The organism is Cupriavidus nantongensis, assembly GCF_001598055.1.
Taxonomy (GTDB): Bacteria; Pseudomonadota; Gammaproteobacteria; order Burkholderiales; family Burkholderiaceae; genus Cupriavidus; species Cupriavidus nantongensis.
The window spans coordinates 922,258-938,665 of sequence record NZ_CP014845.1; the positions used below are offsets into that span (position 1 = coordinate 922,258).

At 67.6% G+C, this 16,408-nt stretch carries 16 protein-coding genes and 1 tRNA gene; 12 read left to right on the forward strand and 5 right to left on the reverse strand.

Features of this window, described 5'->3' with window-relative positions; all coding sequences use genetic code 11:
• Positions 1 to 269 precede the first annotated feature (269 nt).
• Positions 270 to 1,193, forward strand: a complete 924-nt coding sequence (locus A2G96_RS25405; protein WP_062802961.1) for a hypothetical protein — start codon at positions 270 to 272, stop codon at positions 1,191 to 1,193.
• Positions 1,194 to 1,277: 84 nt separating this feature from the next.
• Here A2G96_RS25405 and A2G96_RS25410 read toward each other — a convergent pair.
• Together A2G96_RS25410 and A2G96_RS25415 are read right to left on the reverse strand one after the other, a co-directional pair.
• Positions 1,278 to 1,354, reverse strand: a tRNA-Arg gene (locus A2G96_RS25410).
• A gap of 92 nt (positions 1,355 to 1,446) precedes the next feature.
• On the reverse strand, positions 1,447 to 3,144 hold the full coding sequence (locus A2G96_RS25415) for an MBL fold metallo-hydrolase (RefSeq protein WP_062802962.1): 1,698 nt from the start codon (positions 3,142 to 3,144) through the stop codon (positions 1,447 to 1,449).
• A gap of 258 nt (positions 3,145 to 3,402) precedes the next feature.
• Here A2G96_RS25415 and A2G96_RS25420 point away from each other — a divergent pair, with 258 nt between their 5' ends.
• From A2G96_RS25420 to A2G96_RS25445, 6 genes are all read left to right on the forward strand, one after another.
• Positions 3,403 to 3,780, forward strand: a complete 378-nt coding sequence (locus A2G96_RS25420) for a hypothetical protein (RefSeq protein ID WP_062802963.1) — start codon at positions 3,403 to 3,405, stop codon at positions 3,778 to 3,780.
• 198 nt (positions 3,781 to 3,978) lie between these two features.
• Positions 3,979 to 5,319: a short-chain fatty acid transporter gene (locus A2G96_RS25425; RefSeq protein WP_062802964.1), complete on the forward strand. Its 1,341-nt coding sequence runs from the start codon at positions 3,979 to 3,981 to the stop codon at positions 5,317 to 5,319.
• A gap of 37 nt (positions 5,320 to 5,356) precedes the next feature.
• Positions 5,357 to 5,653, forward strand: coding sequence for a YciI family protein (locus A2G96_RS25430; protein ID WP_062802965.1), 297 nt, complete (start codon positions 5,357 to 5,359; stop codon positions 5,651 to 5,653).
• Positions 5,654 to 5,700: 47 nt separating this feature from the next.
• Positions 5,701 to 5,985: a muconolactone Delta-isomerase gene (gene catC, locus A2G96_RS25435; protein ID WP_062802966.1), complete on the forward strand. Its 285-nt coding sequence runs from the start codon at positions 5,701 to 5,703 to the stop codon at positions 5,983 to 5,985.
• Positions 5,986 to 6,034: 49 nt separating this feature from the next.
• On the forward strand, positions 6,035 to 6,814 hold the full coding sequence (gene pcaD / locus A2G96_RS25440; RefSeq protein ID WP_062802967.1) for a 3-oxoadipate enol-lactonase: 780 nt from the start codon (positions 6,035 to 6,037) through the stop codon (positions 6,812 to 6,814).
• A 238-nt stretch (positions 6,815 to 7,052) separates the two neighbouring features.
• On the forward strand, positions 7,053 to 8,465 hold the full coding sequence (locus tag A2G96_RS25445) for a DUF1254 domain-containing protein (protein WP_062802968.1): 1,413 nt from the start codon (positions 7,053 to 7,055) through the stop codon (positions 8,463 to 8,465).
• Between the two features lie 92 nt (positions 8,466 to 8,557).
• Here the strand turns inward: A2G96_RS25445 and metE are convergent, their stop codons facing one another.
• A complete protein-coding gene (gene metE, locus A2G96_RS25450; RefSeq protein ID WP_062802969.1) occupies positions 8,558 to 10,948 on the reverse strand; it encodes a 5-methyltetrahydropteroyltriglutamate--homocysteine S-methyltransferase in 2,391 nt (796 codons plus the stop codon).
• 129 nt (positions 10,949 to 11,077) lie between these two features.
• On the opposite strand from metE, the gene A2G96_RS25455 reads away from it, so the two are divergent.
• The gene (locus tag A2G96_RS25455; RefSeq protein WP_062802970.1) at positions 11,078 to 12,001 is read left to right on the forward strand and encodes a LysR family transcriptional regulator; all 924 of its coding nucleotides are present in this window, start codon (positions 11,078 to 11,080) and stop codon (positions 11,999 to 12,001) included.
• A 16-nt stretch (positions 12,002 to 12,017) separates the two neighbouring features.
• Here the strand turns inward: A2G96_RS25455 and A2G96_RS25460 are convergent, their stop codons facing one another.
• Complete coding sequence (locus tag A2G96_RS25460) at positions 12,018 to 12,359, reverse strand: hypothetical protein (RefSeq protein ID WP_062802971.1); 342 nt, start codon at positions 12,357 to 12,359, stop codon at positions 12,018 to 12,020.
• A gap of 152 nt (positions 12,360 to 12,511) precedes the next feature.
• Here A2G96_RS25460 and A2G96_RS25465 point away from each other — a divergent pair, with 152 nt between their 5' ends.
• A complete protein-coding gene (locus A2G96_RS25465) occupies positions 12,512 to 12,982 on the forward strand; it encodes an Lrp/AsnC family transcriptional regulator (RefSeq protein ID WP_062802972.1) in 471 nt (156 codons plus the stop codon).
• On the opposite strand, the gene A2G96_RS25470 is transcribed toward A2G96_RS25465, so the two are convergent.
• On the reverse strand, positions 12,983 to 13,513 hold the full coding sequence (locus A2G96_RS25470; protein WP_062802973.1) for a hypothetical protein: 531 nt from the start codon (positions 13,511 to 13,513) through the stop codon (positions 12,983 to 12,985).
• A gap of 263 nt (positions 13,514 to 13,776) precedes the next feature.
• Between A2G96_RS25470 and ribA the strand changes: the two genes are divergently transcribed.
• The 3 genes from ribA (at position 13,777) to A2G96_RS25485 (ending at position 16,377) form a co-directional block, all read left to right on the forward strand.
• Positions 13,777 to 14,373 carry a GTP cyclohydrolase II gene (ribA, locus tag A2G96_RS25475; RefSeq protein WP_062802974.1) on the forward strand — a complete coding sequence of 199 codons (597 nt, stop codon included), beginning with the start codon at positions 13,777 to 13,779 and terminating at the stop codon, positions 14,371 to 14,373.
• Positions 14,374 to 14,432: 59 nt separating this feature from the next.
• On the forward strand, positions 14,433 to 15,797 hold the full coding sequence (locus A2G96_RS25480; RefSeq protein WP_062802975.1) for a hypothetical protein: 1,365 nt from the start codon (positions 14,433 to 14,435) through the stop codon (positions 15,795 to 15,797).
• Between the two features lie 100 nt (positions 15,798 to 15,897).
• A complete protein-coding gene (locus A2G96_RS25485; RefSeq protein ID WP_062802976.1) occupies positions 15,898 to 16,377 on the forward strand; it encodes a MarR family winged helix-turn-helix transcriptional regulator in 480 nt (159 codons plus the stop codon).
• The last annotated feature ends 31 nt before the right edge of the window (positions 16,378 to 16,408 follow it).

The following is a 16,408-nucleotide window of genomic DNA, read 5'->3' on the forward strand; positions in this document are numbered from 1 at the left end:
CGTGCCGGCATCCCGTCTGTCGCGACCTTATCCGCATGGCCGCGGCCAGGCCGTCATCGCAGACGCAGCTCGTGCCCCTGTCGGGCGATCGTGGGCGATCGCGAGCGATTGCCGGCGCTTGCGGGTGGCAGCGTGTCGACGGCCTCGAGCCTGCCTGCAGGCATGCGCGGGCGCGCGCAGCCGAACATACGCGGCTAACGCTGGCGGGGCAATTGACCTATGCTCAAGCTCATCGGGCAGGCATTGATAACGTCCCGAAGGTGGTTGCCATGACTGTGGTCTTGTCATCATCGAGAGAGAGGGAGGCGGGCACGAACCGCGGATGGCACGGCTGTGCCGCGCATCCCGGCATCGTCCACCATCACCTGCATTACTGCGCGCTGCTGGCCATGCTGATGTGTGCGCTGGCCCACGCAGACGAAGCCTTGCCGGATTTCCACGGCGCTCCCGGCGCTGATCCGCCGCTGCAGGCAAGCCTGGCAGGAGCGCAACCGGCCGATCCGGCGGAGCCCGCGCAGGTTTCCGGCCTGCTGGCCGACGGCACCGAGGCGAGCGGCTGGATGGTCCAGCCCGTGGAGCCGGTGGTAGTCGAATACGCGGCGGTGTCCGCGCCATCCCCATCTTCTTCCGCATTGCCGCGCGCGCTCGGCGCCGGGCCCGATGACGATGCCCCGGGCCTCGCCGCCGCAGACCGCGAGACCGCAGCCCTGCCCGAACGGGCGCGCCGGTTATCGCTGCATCTCGATGACATCACCACCGCCAGCGGCTTTGCCGACAACCGCGTGCGCACCATGGCGCTGGCGGTCGATGCGGTAGTGCCGCGTGCCGGCGGGCTGACCATCCAGCCGCGGCTGCAGCTGGCCTACCAGCCCGGCACCAGCGCGGACCCGAACAAGCTGGCGCAGGCCATGCCCGGCGATGCCAGCGCCACCGGCATCGGCGTGCGCCTGTACGGCGCGCAGCCGACGCGGCTGGCCGGCATCTATCCGTTCGTCGAAGCCGACTGGTGGCAGGAGAGCCGCAAGCAGGTCATCAATATCAACGGCACCAAGATCGATGCCGACCTGCTGCGCGGACTGTTCTCGTTCAATATCGGCGCGCATGGCAATACCAAGACCGGCGTCAAGCTGTGGTTCAAGGTCAGGGCGGGGCGCAACCCGAGCGGCACCGTCGGCGCGCGCTATCGGTGGTAGGGCTGGTGGGGGCAGTCGCGCGCAAGGCGCGCGGCAACAAAAAAGGGCTTCCGTTTCCGGAAGCCCTTTTTCTTTCTGCATAGGTGGCGCGGCTGGCAGGATTCGAACCCACGACCCCTTGGTTCGTAGCCAAGTACTCTATCCAACTGAGCTACAGCCGCACACGAGAGGCGCAATTGTATCGCAATTATTGAATTGCGCAAGCCCCCTGCCGAAAAATCTTCAACGGCCGCTTATAGCTCCAACCCGAGCCTCAACCCGCGGCTTCCGACCAGACGCCATCCGCCTCGCGCGCCTTGCCTTCGTCGCGCAGCTTGATCAGGTGCGCCAGCAGCGAACGCTGCGCCACCGGGTGCATGCGCGGTGGCACATCGTCATAGACGCGCAGCACCAGTTCGCCGAGCGCGGCCGGGCCGAGTTCGCGCAACGCGCCGGCGACCTTGGCCTCGCGCTGCAGGCGGTGCCGCACCAGGATGCGGATCGCATCCTGCGGGCGCGCGATCAGGAACCCGTGTCCCGGCGCCAGCCACTCCAGGTCTTCTTCCTGCAGCGCCGCGAGCGAGTCGAGGTAGGCGCGCATGTCGCCATCGGGCGGGCCGATCACCACTGTCGATCCCTGCATCACGTGGTCGCCGGTGAACAGCGTCTTTTCTTCCTCGAGCAGGTAGCAGAGATGGTTGGACGCATGGCCGGGCGTGTGGCAGACCCGCAGCGTGCAATCGTCGGCCAGCGCCAGGCGTTCGCCGTGCCGCAGTTCGCGCTGCGGCGCGAAGCTGGGGTCCTGCCAGGGGCCGGCGGGTGCGGCGCGTCCCAGCACGGTGGCGCCGGTGGCGGCCTGCAATGCCGCCGCTGCGGGCGAATGGTCCAGGTGTGTATGCGTGGCGAGGATCCAGCGGATCGGGCCGGGCGCCGCTTCGAGGATGGCGCGCACATGTTCGCCATCGTCGGGGCCCGGATCGATCACGGCCCATTCGTTGCGCGCGCCGCCGCCGACCAGGTAGGTGTTGGTGCCCGGGCCGGTCATCACGCTGCCATTGTTGGCCGTGACGCGCCACACGCGCTGCGACAACTGCACCGGCACGCCGGGCGCCAGCTCGTAGCGGCCGTGCACCTTGCCGTCGGGATCGATGCGGCCGATCTCGGCGTAGCAAGGCTCGTTCGGCATCACCGGGCGCACGCCCGCGGCGCCGGTGGCGAGGCGCGGCATGATGCAGGCGATGCCGCGCAACTGCGAGAAATACGCAAAGCAGGCCGCGGCGCTCTCGAACTGCGCGATCGAGCCCAGCGTGCGGCGCGTGACATGCATCATCGGCAGGCCGCTGGCCGGGTCGGCGGCCTCGGCCGGGCGCACCCAGCGGTGCTCGACGATCTCGGTGCCGTCGGGCACGGGCAGCTGGCCCTCCGGAGCGATGGCGACGAAGAAGCGGGTGTCGAAGCGCTTGGGCAGGCCGGGCGGCGTCAGCCAGTAGCTGTGATAGGCCAGCCGGTCCGCCGCCAGGCGCAGGCCCAGCTGCTCGCAGGCGTGGGCCAGTCCGGGGCCGCCGCGCTGCACGGCCTCGCGCAGCAGCGCCTGCTGCGCGGCATCCAGTTCGTGCGGCGAGCGCAGGCGTCCCTGATGATCGCAGGCGAACAGCAGGCCGGCCTCTTCGAAACATTCGCGCACCGCGGCGAGGTAGAAGTCCAGACCGCTGGCCGGCAGGCCCAGGCGCTCGCTGGCAATCGCGTCATCGAGGCCGTGCGCGTGCGCGTGCAGGTGCCGGTCTTGCGCATCGAGGGTGCCGCCGGGGAAAACGTAGGCGCCGCTGCTGCGGTCGTTGGCGCGTTCGACGCGGCGCACCAGCAGCACTTCCATGCCGGCGGGCGCGTCGCGCACCACCAGCAGGCTGGCGGCCGTACGCAGCAGCGGGGTGGGAGTGGCGGGGCGGTTGCCGCTTGTCTCTGTGGTTGTCATTGTGTCGGCATCGTGGTTGTACGCGCGGCGCGCCGGGGGCAGGGCAAGGCAGGGCAGGGCGCGGCCGCGTGCGCTAGTTTAGCCGCGTTCGCGGATTCGCAAGTCCGGGGAATCCCGGCGCCGCGGCCGCTGCACGGTCCACGGGACCGGAGCGCGCGAGCGGGCCGGCTTTGGCTTTTCCGGCTACAGGCAGTAACCTGATAGCTCCGCTTCACTTTCCGGAGCGCCCCGCCGGCGCTCCCATCGGAGGAGGTCCGCGTGATCCGAGCTTCTTACCTGTGCCTGACGGTTGCATGCCTGCTGGCGGCCTGCGCGACGCCGCCGCAGCTGGCGCCGCGCCCGGTGCCGCCGCCCACCACCCGCATCACCGTCGATCCCCAGGCCATGTCGCGGGCAGCCTCCGCGGCCTGCGAGCCGGCGGTGGCCGAAGCGCTCCAGCGCCGCTATCCGCAGCCCGGCAGCGTGATGCTGATGGCCGACCGCGAGCAGTACTACCAGCGCCCCAACGCACAGACCTCGGTCAACGGCGAAGGCGTGTTCGAGCCGGACGACAGCTCGGCCGCGATCGGTTTCCACTACGCCTGCCTGTACAACGCGCGCACCGGCAAGGTCGACGATGTCCAGATGCGGTACTGAGCCGCTCCATCGCTCCGCCGAAAATACGGGCTGAGCAAGCGCATAACTATTGCGATAAATAGCGGTAATCGCGGCTTCCCATTTCCTTGACCCACCGGTCGAACGGCCATTAGCATAGCCACGCGCCTTTGCGAAGTTCGCGTATAGAACTGTAGTTCTAATGGCGTAAGTTTTTCCGACGTTGGAGACAAGGAAGTCATGAACAAGATCGCCGGGTTCTTTACCGAACTCATGCGCCGGTACCTGCCGGACCCCTTTGTGTTTGCCATCGGCCTGACGCTGCTGACCATGGCGCTGGCGGTACTGGTGCAGGGGCAGGCGGCCCCGGCGGTGATCGCCAGCTGGGGCAAGGGCTTCTGGAACCTGCTGGCCTTCACCACGCAGATGGCCGTGATCCTGGCGATGGGCTATGTGCTGGCCACCGCGCCGCTGACCGACCGCATGCTGGACCGCATCGTCGGCGCGGTGCATACGCCGCGCGCGGCGATCATCGTCGCCACGCTGGTGGGCGGCATCGGCAGCTACCTGAACTGGGGCTTCGGCCTGGTGATCGGCGGCATCATCGCGAAGAAGCTGGCGCTGAAGGTACGCGGCGTGCATTACCCGCTGATCATCGCCTCGGCCTACAGCGGCTTTACGCTGTACGGGCTGGGCCTGTCGGCCAGCATCCCGGTGCTGATCTCGACCCCGGGGCACCCGATGGAAAAGGCGATGGGCGTGATCCCGCTGTCGGAGACCATCTTCTCGACGCCGATGCTGCTGACCAGCCTGGCGGTGATCGTCACGCTGCCGCTGCTCAACGCCTGGCTGCACCCGCGCCATGCGGCCGAAGTGGTCGAGATCCGCCGCGACCACGAACCGGCCCCCGCCGACGCCGGCCCGGCCCACAGCATCGGCGGCGAGAACACGCTGGCCGGGCGCCTGAACAACAGCCGCATCCTGAGCCTGGCGATCGGGTTGTGCGGCATGGCCTATGCCGTGATCTACTTCACCCAGGGCGGCTCGCTCGACCTGAACCTGATCAACTTCCTGATCCTGTTCGCAGGGGTGCTGCTGCTGGGCACGCCGGTCAACTACGTGGCCAAGCTCAACGAAGGCATCAAGACCATCTCCGGCATCATCCTGCAGTACCCGTTCTATGCGGGCATCATGGCGATCATGGCCGGCTCGGGGCTGGTGGATACCATCTCGCGCGTGTTCGTCGATATCGCCACGCCGCAGACGCTGCCGTTCTGGGGCCTGGTCAGTTCCTTCGTGATCAACTTCTTCGCGCCGTCCGGCGGCGGCCACTGGGTGATCCAGGGTCCGTTCATGGTCGACGCGGCCAAGGCCATCAACAGCTCGGTCAGCCAGACCTCGATGTCGGTGATGCTCGGCAACGCCTGGAACGATCTGGTGCAGCCGTTCTGGATCCTGCCCGCGCTGGCGCTGTCGAAGCTGAACCTGAAGGACGTGATGGGCTACACCGTGATCATGATGTTCTGGGTGGGCCTGATCTATATCGCTGCGATGCTGCTGTGGGGCGCGCAGATTGCCTGACTTGGATGCCCGGCCGCAAGGCTGACAGGAGAACCGCATGCCGTACCTGATCGAAACCGTCGACAAGCCCGGCCACCAGCACGTGCGCCAGGCCACCCGCGCCAGCCACCTGGACTATCTCGACGCCAACAAGGCGCTGCTGCTGGCCTGCGGCGCGAAGCTCAACGATGACGGCTCCGACGCCGGCGGCGGCGTCTATATCGTCGATGTCGACAGCCGCGAGGCCGCGCAGCGTTTTATCGACGCCGACCCGTTCGCCGCGGCGGGCCTGTTTGCCGAGGTGCGCATCGTGCGCTGGCGCAAGGCCTATCTCGATGGCACCTGCCGCCTCTGAGCGGCCCGCGCAGGCCGCCCATCCCAACCCCGATACCAGGAGACCCCATGCTGTTCATGGCCGAAATGACCGTCAGGATTCCCGCATCGCTCGACCCGCAATTGGTCGAGCAGCTCAAGGCCGATGAAAAGGCCATGTCGCAGCGCCTGCAGCGCGAAGGCAAGTGGCGCCACCTGTGGCGCGTGGTGGGCCAGTACGCCAACGTCAGCATCTTCGACGTCAGCGACAACGATGAACTGCACACCTTGCTGACCGCGCTGCCGCTGTACCCGTACATGGAGATCCGGGTCACGCCGCTGGCCCAGCACGGTTCCGCGATCGCGCAGAACTGAGCCTGGCCTGCGCCGCAACACCGCCCGCGATCCCTGACTGACCGACACCATGCCCTTCGCCGATCTTCCCGACGTCCGTTTGCACTACCGCCTCGATGGCGCCGAGCACCTGCCGGTGCTGGTGCTGTCCAATTCGCTCGGCACCAGCCTGGATATGTGGGCACCGCAGGTCGATGCCTTCAGCCAGCATTTCCGCGTGCTGCGCTATGACACGCGCGGGCATGGCCAGTCGTCGGTGCCGCCGGGGCCCTACAGCATCGCGCAACTGGGCGGCGATGTGATCGGGCTGCTCGACCAGCTTGGCATCGGGCAGGCCTGCTTCTGCGGCCTGTCGATGGGCGGCATCACCGGCATGTGGCTGGCGCTGAACCATGCGCCGCGGCTGCGCAAGCTGGTGCTGTGCAATACCGCGGCGTATATCGGCCCGCCCGAGAACTGGACCAACCGCGCCGCGGCGGTCGAACGCGACGGCGTGGCGTCGATCGCCGCGGCAGTGGTCGACAAATGGCTGACGCCCGCCTATGCGGCCGCGCATCCGGAACTGGTGGCGTCGCTGCGCGCCATGCTCGGCGCCAGCCCGGCCGCAGGCTATGCCGCCAACTGCCTGGCGGTGCGCGACGCCGACCTGCGCGCCGAGATCGCGGGCATTGTCACCCCCACGCTGGTGATCGCCGGCTCCGGCGACCTGCCCACGCCGCCGCGCGATGGCGTGTACCTGGCGCAGACGATTCCCGGCGCGCACTACGTCGAGCTGGAAGCGGCGCATATCTCGAACCTGGAGCAGGCACAGGCCTTCAGCAAGGTCGTGCTCGATTTCCTGACCCGCTGACCCGCTGACCCGAGGCCGTGCCGAGCTTTTCGCAGCCCGGTCGCGTGGCTTATCATGCACCCCTTCGCCGTAGCGTCGTGCCGTTGGTGCGCCCGGTCTCGGATCCCCGCATTCGAGTCATTGACAGGGTCGTAGCACGCGGACAAGATGCCACGGACAGATGCGCCTTCGGGACGACATGCCGGCAGTCATAGCCGAAATGCCCGAAGAACACGCAAGAACTTTGGGAATCGGGGTCATGAAGCCTATCTTTCGCCAACTGGCGGGCGCGGTCACGCTCGCCGTCATGCTGTCCGGCTGCGCCACCGCGCCTGACTATGCCGGCAACCCGGCCGCCGTCGAGCAGCCGCCCTCCGACCAGGCCATGAAGGCCTTGTCCGCCGAGGTCTTCACCTTTGCCTATCCGATGGTGCTGATGGACGTGACGCGCGAGCTGATGACGCTGCGCACGCCCGTCAACACCTTCAGCCACAAGCGCACCTTCCCGGACGCCACCTTCACCGATGTGGTCAGCCCCAACGCCGATACGCTGTACTCGTCGGCATGGCTGGACCTGTCGCGCGAGCCGGTGATCCTGTCGGTGCCCGATACGCACGGGCGCTACTACCTGATGCCGCTGATGGACGCGTGGACCAATGTGTTTGCCGCACCGGGCAAGCGCACCACCGGCACCCGCCGCGGCAATTTCGCCATCACCGGTCCCGACTGGCGCGGCACGCTGCCCAAGGGCGTGCAGGAGATTCGCTCGCCCACCTCGATGGTCTGGCTGATCGGCCGCACCCAGGCCAGCGGCAAGCAGGATTTCGCGGCGGTGCACCGGCTGCAGGACCAGTACCGGCTGACGCCGCTGTCGGCCTGGGGCGGCGGCCGCCGCGTACCGGACAAGCCCGCGGCGCGGCCCGCGCTGGACCCCAACAGCGCCCCGGTCGAACAGGTGGCGGCCATGGACGCGCAGGCATTCTTCACGCGGTTTGCCGCACTGCTGCCGGCCAACCCGCCGGCGCCGGCAGACAGCGCCATGGTCGAGAAAATGCGCCGCATGGGCATCCGCCCCGGCGTGCCGTTCAAGACCACGGTGATGGAGCCGTCCACCGCGCGCGCCGTGCAGGAAGGGGCCACGGCCGCGCTGGCGGCGATCGAGCAGGCGGCGCGCAAGGGCAGCGCCGACGCCGGCAACGGCTGGGTCATGCATCGCGATCTGGGCACCTACGGCACCAGCTATGGCCGCCGCGCGGTCACCGCCTGGGTGGGCCTGGGCGCCAACCTGCCGGAGGACGCGATCTACGCCTCCACCCGCACCGATGCCAACGGCAAGCCGCTGCAGGGCGGGGCGCGCTACGTGCTGCATTTCGACAAGAACCAGCTGCCGCCGGCGCGCGCGTTCTGGTCGCTGACGCTGTACAACGAGCGCCAGGCCTTTGTCCCGAACCCAATCCACCGCTACGCCATCGGCAGCCGCGACCGGCTGCGCTACAACCGCGACGGCTCGCTCGACATCTACATCCAGCATGAGCGCCCGGCCGGCGCGAAGGCCGCGAACTGGCTGCCGGCGCCGGCCGATGGCATGAACATGATGCTACGCGCGTACTGGCCGGAACAGGCGCTGCTGGACGGCAGCTGGATGCCGCCGCCGGTGATGCGCGTGAACTGATCGGCCGGACGCCGGCAGGCAAACAGGCCGCATGCCCCGACGGGCATGCGGCCTGTTTTTTTACGCGAAGGTGTTCTGCGTGAGCGGGCTCGTCAGTGCGCCTGCGTGGCGCAGGCGGTGCAGGCGCCGGCCGCGTGCGGCACCGCTGCCGCGCCGGCAGCCGGGGTGCGCTCGACGCGCTTCCATGTCGCGATTTCCGGCGCCGACAGGCGTTGGCGCAGCGCGCGGGCCGCGCTGACCATATTGGCCAGCGCCGCTTCGGTTTCTTCCCAGCCGCGCGTCTTCAGCCCGCAGTCCGGATTGACCCACAGCCGCTGCGGCGGCACCACCTCGCAGGCGCGGTCGAGCAGCCGCTCCATCGCCTGCACCGACGGCACGCGCGGCGAGTGGATGTCATAGACGCCCGGCCCGATCTCGTTGGGGTAGTCGAAGTCGCCAAAGCCTTCCAGCAGTTCCATCGCCGAGCGCGAGGTCTCGATGGTGATCACGTCGGCGTCCATCGCCGCGATCGCGGGCAGGATGTCGTTGAATTCGGCATAGCACATATGCGTGTGGATCTGGGTCTGGTCCTGCACGCCGCTGGCCGACAGGCGGAACGCGGTCACGGCCCAGTCCAGGTACGCGTCCCAGTCGGCGCGGCGCAGCGGCAGTCCTTCGCGCAGCGCCGGCTCATCGATCTGGATCACGCGGATGCCGGCCTGCTCGAGGTCGCAGACCTCGTCGCGGATCGCCAGCGCCAGCTGGCGCGCGGTGGTGGCGCGCGGCTGGTCGTCGCGCACGAAGGACCACTGCAGCATGGTGATGGGCCCGGTCAGCATGCCCTTCATCGGCCGTTCGGTCAGCGACTGCGCGTAGCGGGCGGTGTCGACCGTCATCGGTTCCGGACGGTACACGTCGCCGTAGATCACCGGCGGCTTGACGCAGCGCGAGCCGTAGCTCTGGACCCAGCCGTTCTCGGTAAAGCCATAGCCGCACAACTGCTCGCCGAAGTATTCGACCATGTCGTTGCGTTCGGCCTCGCCGTGCACCAGCACGTCGAGCCCCAGTGCTTCCTGCTTGCGCACCGCCAGCGCGATCTCGGCGCGGATGCGCTCCAGGTATTCCAGCGCGCCGATCTCGCCGCGCCTGAACGCGGCGCGGGTCTGGCGGATCGCCGTGGTCTGCGGGAACGAGCCGATGGTGGTGGTCGGCAGCAGCGGCAGCGCAAGCGCCTTGCGCTGGCGTTCGATGCGCTCGGCGAAGGGGCTGGCGCGGTGCGCCATCGCATCGTCCACGCCAGCCAGGCGCTGCTGCACGCGCGGATTGACCACGCGCCGCGAGGCCCGGCGCGATGCCTGCGCGGCATCCGATGCCGCCAGGGCATCGGCGACGGCGCCGTCGCCCTGGTTCAGCGCGCGGGCCAGCACTGACAGTTCATCGAGCTTTTCGGTGGCGAACGCAAGCCACGACTTCAGCTCGGCATCGAGCCGCGCTTCCTGCGCCAGCGATACCGGCACATGCAGCAGCGAGCACGACGGTGCCAGCCACAGGCGCTCGCCCAGCGCGCCGTGCAGCGGGCGCAGCAGGTCCAGCACGCGGCGCAGGTCGGTGCGCCAGATATTGCGACCGTCGATCACGCCGAGCGACAGCACCGCGTGTCCGGGCAGCGCAGCCTGCCATGCCGCTAGTTGCGCAGGGGCGCGCACCAGGTCGATATGGAAGCCATCGACCGGCAGCGCGCAAGCGCGCCGGGCATGGTCGGCGGCGCTGTCGAAGTACGTCGCCAGCAGCAGCTTCGGGCGCGCCGCCGGGCCGCCCTCCTGCAGCGCGGCATAGGCGGTGTCGAAGGCATCGAGCCACGCCGGTTCCAGGTCCAGGCACAGCGCCGGCTCGTCGATCTGCACCCATTCGATGCCATGGGACTTGAGCTGGCCCAGGATGCGGCGATACGCCTGCAGCAGCCGCGGCAGCAGCGACAGCCGGTCGAATCCCGGCACATGGCTCTTCGACAGCCACAGGTAGGTGACGGGACCGATCAGCGCCGGACGGGCGCGCAGCCCCAGCGCCAGCGCTTCATCGGTTTCCTCGAAGAACCATTGCGGGCCGCCGTCGAAGGTAGTGTCGGCGTCCAGTTCCGGGACCAGGTAGTGGTAGTTGGTGTCGAACCACTTGGTCATTTCCATCGCCGGCTGCTCGCGGTTGCCGCGCGCCAGTTCGAAATACTGCGCCAGCGTCAGTTGCGCCGGTTCGAAGCCGAAGCGGCGCGGCAGCGCGCCCAGCAGCGCGGTCAGGCTCAGCATCTGGTCGTACCAGGCAAAGTCGCCGGTGGCGACGGTGTCCAGGCCGCGCCCGGCCTGCAGCTGCCAGTGGCGGCGGCGCAGTTCGGCGGCCACCGTGCGCAGTTCGGCCTCGGTGCGTTCGCCGCGCCAGAACGCTTCCTGCGCGAATTTCAGTTCACGGCGTTCGCCGATGCGGGGAAAGCCGAGGATATGGGTGCGTGCCATGGTGTTGCTCCGGTAGAGGTCTGGCGCACAGTGTCGGTTTGCCCATAAAATGAATCAAGCGACAAGTTTTAAACAATATATGAATCGATTTCATATCAAGACGAAGAAGCGGTACCGTGGGAGTCATGCATGATCGAAGTCCGCCATTTGCGTTCGCTGGTCGCCATTGCCGAGTCCGGCAAGCTGGCGACCGCGGCCGAGCGCGTGCATGTCAGCCAGTCGGCGCTGTCGCACCAGATCAAGGCGATCGAATCGCACTACGGCTTGCCGCTGTTCGACCGCACCCGCCAGGGCCTGCGCTTTACGCCGGCGGGCGAGCGCCTGCTGGCGCTGGCGCGCGAGGTGCTGGCCGCGGTCAGCGCGGCCGACCGCGATATTCAACGGCTCAAGGGCGACACCCGCGGCGAGTTGCGCGTGGTGCTGGAATGCCATACGTGCTTCGACTGGCTGATGCCGGTGATGGACGAATTCCGCCGGCGCTGGCCCGAAGTAGAGGTGGACCTGGTCGCGGGCTTCCATGCCGATCCGATCGCGCTGCTGCGCAATGGCCGCGCCGACATGGTGATCGGCTCGCAGCCGGCTCCGCGGTGCGGGCTGGAGGTGGCGCCGCTGTTCCGCTTCGAGATCCTCGCGGTGATCGCCAACGAACACCGGCTGCGCAACAAGCGACGCATCGAGGCCGCCGACCTTGCCGGCGAAACCCTGATCACCTACCCGGTGCCCGAGTCACGCATCGACCTGATCCGCGAGGTGCTGGAACCCGCCGGCATCCACCTGGAGCGGCGCACCGCCGAACTGACGGTGGCGGTGCTGCAACTGGTGGCCAGCCGCCGCGGCGTCGCGGCGCTGCCTAACTGGGGCGTCAAGAACTACGTCGACCACGATTACGTGCTGGCCAAGCGCATCGGTGCCAAAGGGCTGTGGAGCGAACTGTACGCGACCGTGCCCGCGGCGATGGCGCGGCGGCCCTACGTGGCGGATTTTGTCGCGATCGTGCGCGATACCTGCGCGGCGCAGCTCGACGGCATTGAACTGCTGGCGCCGGCGGCGTAGCGACGCCTGGATCGATTCAAGCGGTCAACATCAGTTCGGCGGGACGCTCGCGGCGAGTGGCGGCGCGCGGCGCGGGTTCCGCCACCGTGTCATCGTCCGGATCTTCCACGTCGGCCACCAGCAGTTCCACATCGAAGCCGTTATCGAGGCGGCGCAGGAACAGCCACAGCAGGCCGGCATCGTCCGCCGTCAGCGTGGCATGCAGCACCGCCTGCGGGGCCGTGTCGAAGCTCAGCTGCTGCGGCGCCAGTCCGGTACGGCGCGCATTGGCCAGCACCCATTCCATCGCGCCGAACAGGTCGGCAGGGGCGAGACGCAGCGACAGGCGCAGGGTAGGGAGAGGGCGGGTGGCTGGCATGTGTTGTTTCCGGCAGTCGGTCTATGCAGGTAAATTTAACAGCCGCGCCGCAGAATTGGCTTCCTGATTTTCTCTATATTCCCAAAAATATAAGGACAATTAACCCATCTTGATAGAATGGAAAGAAGAATATTCTTTTTCCATGGTGTTTGATGGCACAGTCACCCAAAATCGACGACACCGACCGCCGTATCCTGCGCGAACTGCGGCGCGACGGCCGCCTGTCAAATGCGAAGCTGGCGGAGCAGGTAGGGCTGTCGGCCACGCCATGCTGGAACCGCGTGCGCGCGCTGGAAGAGAGCGGGGTGATCGAAGGCTACGCCGCGCTGCTGAACCAGAAGGCGCTGGGCTTGCCCGACACCGTGCTGATCGAAGTTACGCTGGAGCGGCACGACGACGACATGCTGTACCGCTTCGGCAAGGCGCTGGCGGAGTTGCCCGAGGTAATGGAGGCCTATCTGCTGACCGGCGAATACGACTACCTGATCAAGGTCGCGGTGGCCGGCACGCAGGGCTATGAAGAATTCCTGCGGCACAAGCTCTACAAGCTGCCCGGGCTGCGCCATAGCCGCTCGACCTTCGTGCTGCGCACGCTCAAGCGCGAGACGTCGGTCGAGCCGTGATCAGGCGGTCCTGAGCACTTCGCCGGTGGTGTTGCGCAGGGCGCGCAAGGCCTCGTTGCATTGCTGCGGCGTGGTGGGATGCACCAGCACCGCCCAGCGGCCATGCTGCACGGCCTCGCGCACCGGCGTGATCACCAGCTGGTGGTCCGGCCGCGCGGTCATCAGGCCAGCCAGCAGCATGCCGGACATCAACCCGAGGAAGATCGCCGCGCCGGCCGCCAGGCCCGGGCTCTGCATCACCGCGTCGACTTCCTGCCGGTGCAGGATGCCGACTACGGCAAGGCCGATAATGGCGCCCAGCGCCGCCATGATCAGGTGCGAGCGCACCGCGGTCTGCACGATGCCGTCATTCTCGGGCTCGAGCTTGCGGCCGAAATGGGCCTCGTACGGATGCACCAGCCGCACCTGGCCGCGCTTCAGGTGCGCCTCGTAGCAGACGCGCTCGGCGGCGCTGCTGGCCGCGAGCTTGGTGTCGAACAACGCCGCGAGCTTGGTGCCCGCGGCCTCGGCATTCAATGGGTTGGTGGTCATGGCGAACTCCTGCTGCGGCCGTGCCCCGGGGCGGGCGCTGCACACTGTTCCAGACCCCGCCAGGGGACGACTCATGTCCTGTAAACAGAGTCTAGAGAGCCGTTTGAAGCGGCTGCATAAGTCGACGGCGCGTGCGCTTGTAGGATTTGGCCGACCACCTGTAGAGCCAGTCCCGACGGGGAATTCCAGCGCGAACGCCCGATTCCGCTCATAATGTCGGCGGTGCCGGGCTGCGCCCCCGCCTTTTGACCAAGAATTCCGGTATGAACGACACAGAAATTGAGCTGATCGACTCGGCGCGCCTGCCGACGCGATTCGGCGACTTCACGGCGCACGCCTTCAAGGGCGCCGATTCAGGCATCGAGCACCTGGCCCTCAGCGTCGGCGATGTGGCGGGCGACAACGTGCTGATCCGCATGCATTCCGAATGCCTGACCGGTGACGTGTTCGGCTCTTGCCGCTGCGATTGCGGGCCGCAGCTCGAGCTCGCCATGGAAAAGATCGCCGCCGAAGGCCGCGGCATCCTGCTGTACCTGCGCGGCCACGAGGGGCGCGGCATCGGGCTGGCCGAAAAAATCCGCGCCTACCGCCTGCAAGACGGCGGCCTCGACACCGTCGACGCCAACCTGGCCCTGGGCCAGGCCATCGACGCCCGCAACTACGCCTTTGCCGCCGACCTGCTGCACCAGTGGGGCGTCAAGTCCGTGCGCCTGATGAGCAACAACCCGCTAAAGGCCGCCGCGCTCGAGAAGGCAGGCATCACCGTCTCGGAGCAACTGCGCCACATCGTGCCCTCCAACGCCGAAAACGAGAAATACCTGGCGACCAAGCGTACGCGCATGGGACATTTGCTCGACTGAACGCGCTTGGGCGCGTGTTGCCCCGGCACTCGGGACGCCAATCTCTCGCGAACCGCCCCATGAAGTGGATTCTCGCCGCGATGGCCGTGCTGGTGGCCAGCCAACTGGTGTCGGGCTGGTGGGTGCCCGTGCTGGCGCTTGCGATCTGGGCGGGCGGAGTGCTGCTGATCATGCTGGCCGGCCGCCTGCCGGGCGACCGCGAGAGGCACGCGCTTGCGGCCACGCCGGGCGTGACCGGCCCGGTGCCTGCCGCGCCGGCTCCCCTGGTTGTGGCACCCGAATCTTCCCCGACCCCGGTACCGGCTTCGCATTCCTTCGAGCCGGCCGCGACGCCGCATCCGGAGCAGGACGACAATAGCTGGTACCTGCCGCTCGAAGTCATCGGCATTTTCTTCAACGAGCGTTGGCCACGCCGGGACATCTGCACTACCCGCGAGTACTTCCTGCGCGGCGGCGACCGCCTGCTGCTGCGCTACGCGCCACCCTGCGCCACGCCGGCAGGGCAGTTCTGGACTTGCGACGTTTCTGGGCGCTGGCGCGACGGCAGCCTGCCGCGTCAGGAGGTCCGCGTGAGCGCCGCGGGCTTCGCCTGCATACCGATACCGCATGACGGCGTCTATGAGATTGGCGTGGGCCAGGGCGACCCGACCGGAGCGGAACACGGCGAGATCGAGGCGTGGCTGGAATCGGACTCACCCGACCGATTGGGGCAAAGCAACGTGCCACTGCAGCAAAGTGGTGTCACATGGCGCTGCGATACAGCGGGCCAATGGCACGTCGAGATTGCCCACGAATCCACCGCGCTGGACCGCGCCGCGATACCACCCCAGCAGCAAGCGTCGGTGCCGCGCAGCGCCGTAGTGCTGTTCGACCCTCGGCAGCTGGCCTGGGACGAAGCGGGCATTGCCGACCCGACCACGGATTGGGAGGCCGAGCGACGCCACGTATTCCGCTACTACCTGCAATTGAGCCGGGGCGATGTGCTCGCGTTCGAATATGCGTGGCGCCACGCGACGTTCGGCGTGCCGATGGAGGACGGCCAGGGCATCTCCTTTACGCATGGAGAGCTGGAGTTGACCCAGTTCGTGCGATCCCCGACGCTTCTCAGCGTGCATAGCGGCTGGAGCGAGACCAGAGAGAAAACGTCTCGCGTGATGACGGTAGTCTGCCCGGACGACGGCATCTTCCAGCTCGACCTGACGCTCTACGGCCCTGCAGCTTGGCGGAGCCGGCCTTCGCCGGACTTCCTGCAGCTTCGTGTGCTGGGCGTGTTCTTGCACCGCCCGGCGCAGGTCCGTGATTTCAGCCTGACCGAGGGATGGGTGGAGGACTGGTATCAGCGCACGGTCCCCGTGCCTCGCGCTGCGCTGGCACAACACCCGACCGATTCTCGTATGCAGGACCTATCCGGCACCCATGCCTGATCCGACCCGCAGCGGTCGCGTGAAAGTGTTGTTTTTGCTAATAGTTGCCAATGGAAACTATTGCCAATAGAATCCATTGGCCGCCCCACCTCCCGCCCCTATGTCTAACGCAGCCCCCTCCACCCATTCGATCCTCGAATTCATGTCGTTCCGCCTGAACCGGCTCTGCGAAATGACCAAGGACTCGGCCTCGGGCTTCTACGAGCGTGAATTCGGCATCGGCCTGCGCGAACTGCGTGTGCTGCGTTTCGCCGGGCTGGAACCGGGCTTGACGCTGACGCGCTTGATGGAACTGGTGCTGCTGGAAAAAACGGTGACGTCGAAGCTGGTGACCGCGCTGTCCAGGCGCGGCCTGCTGCGTCGCGAAGTGGGCGAAGCCGATGCCCGGCAGCTGAACCTCTACCTGACGCCGGCCGGCGAAGCGCTGGTAGCGCAGACCTACCAGCGCGGCGACGTGCTGGAGAAGATGTTCCTGTCGGTGCTGACCGAGGCCGAGGTCAAGACGCTGGATCGCTGCATCGACAAGCTCACCAGCGCCCTGATCGCACATCAGCAGGGCGCGCAGGCAGCGGCGGACTGAGGCGAGGGCGGCGATCCCTGATCAAAAAATA

What these genes read in the sequence shown, in the direction of transcription:
- catC (WP_062802966.1), top strand. Translation starts at nt 5,701, where the DNA reads ATGCTGTTCATGGCCGAAATGACCGTCAGGATTCCCGCATCGCTCGAC.
- A2G96_RS25470 (WP_062802973.1), bottom strand. Translation starts at nt 13,513, where the DNA reads ATGACCACCAACCCATTGAATGCCGAGGCCGCGGGCACCAAGCTCGCG.
- A2G96_RS25485 (WP_062802976.1), top strand. Translation starts at nt 15,898, where the DNA reads ATGTCTAACGCAGCCCCCTCCACCCATTCGATCCTCGAATTCATGTCG.
- A2G96_RS25460 (WP_062802971.1), bottom strand. Translation starts at nt 12,359, where the DNA reads ATGCCAGCCACCCGCCCTCTCCCTACCCTGCGCCTGTCGCTGCGTCTC.
- pcaD (WP_062802967.1), top strand. Translation starts at nt 6,035, where the DNA reads ATGCCCTTCGCCGATCTTCCCGACGTCCGTTTGCACTACCGCCTCGAT.
- A2G96_RS25405 (WP_062802961.1), top strand. Translation starts at nt 270, where the DNA reads ATGACTGTGGTCTTGTCATCATCGAGAGAGAGGGAGGCGGGCACGAAC.
- A2G96_RS25430 (WP_062802965.1), top strand. Translation starts at nt 5,357, where the DNA reads ATGCCGTACCTGATCGAAACCGTCGACAAGCCCGGCCACCAGCACGTG.
- A2G96_RS25480 (WP_062802975.1), top strand. Translation starts at nt 14,433, where the DNA reads ATGAAGTGGATTCTCGCCGCGATGGCCGTGCTGGTGGCCAGCCAACTG.
- A2G96_RS25455 (WP_062802970.1), top strand. Translation starts at nt 11,078, where the DNA reads ATGATCGAAGTCCGCCATTTGCGTTCGCTGGTCGCCATTGCCGAGTCC.
- ribA (WP_062802974.1), top strand. Translation starts at nt 13,777, where the DNA reads ATGAACGACACAGAAATTGAGCTGATCGACTCGGCGCGCCTGCCGACG.
- A2G96_RS25415 (WP_062802962.1), bottom strand. Translation starts at nt 3,144, where the DNA reads ATGACAACCACAGAGACAAGCGGCAACCGCCCCGCCACTCCCACCCCG.
- A2G96_RS25425 (WP_062802964.1), top strand. Translation starts at nt 3,979, where the DNA reads ATGAACAAGATCGCCGGGTTCTTTACCGAACTCATGCGCCGGTACCTG.
- A2G96_RS25465 (WP_062802972.1), top strand. Translation starts at nt 12,512, where the DNA reads ATGGCACAGTCACCCAAAATCGACGACACCGACCGCCGTATCCTGCGC.
- A2G96_RS25445 (WP_062802968.1), top strand. Translation starts at nt 7,053, where the DNA reads ATGAAGCCTATCTTTCGCCAACTGGCGGGCGCGGTCACGCTCGCCGTC.
- metE (WP_062802969.1), bottom strand. Translation starts at nt 10,948, where the DNA reads ATGGCACGCACCCATATCCTCGGCTTTCCCCGCATCGGCGAACGCCGT.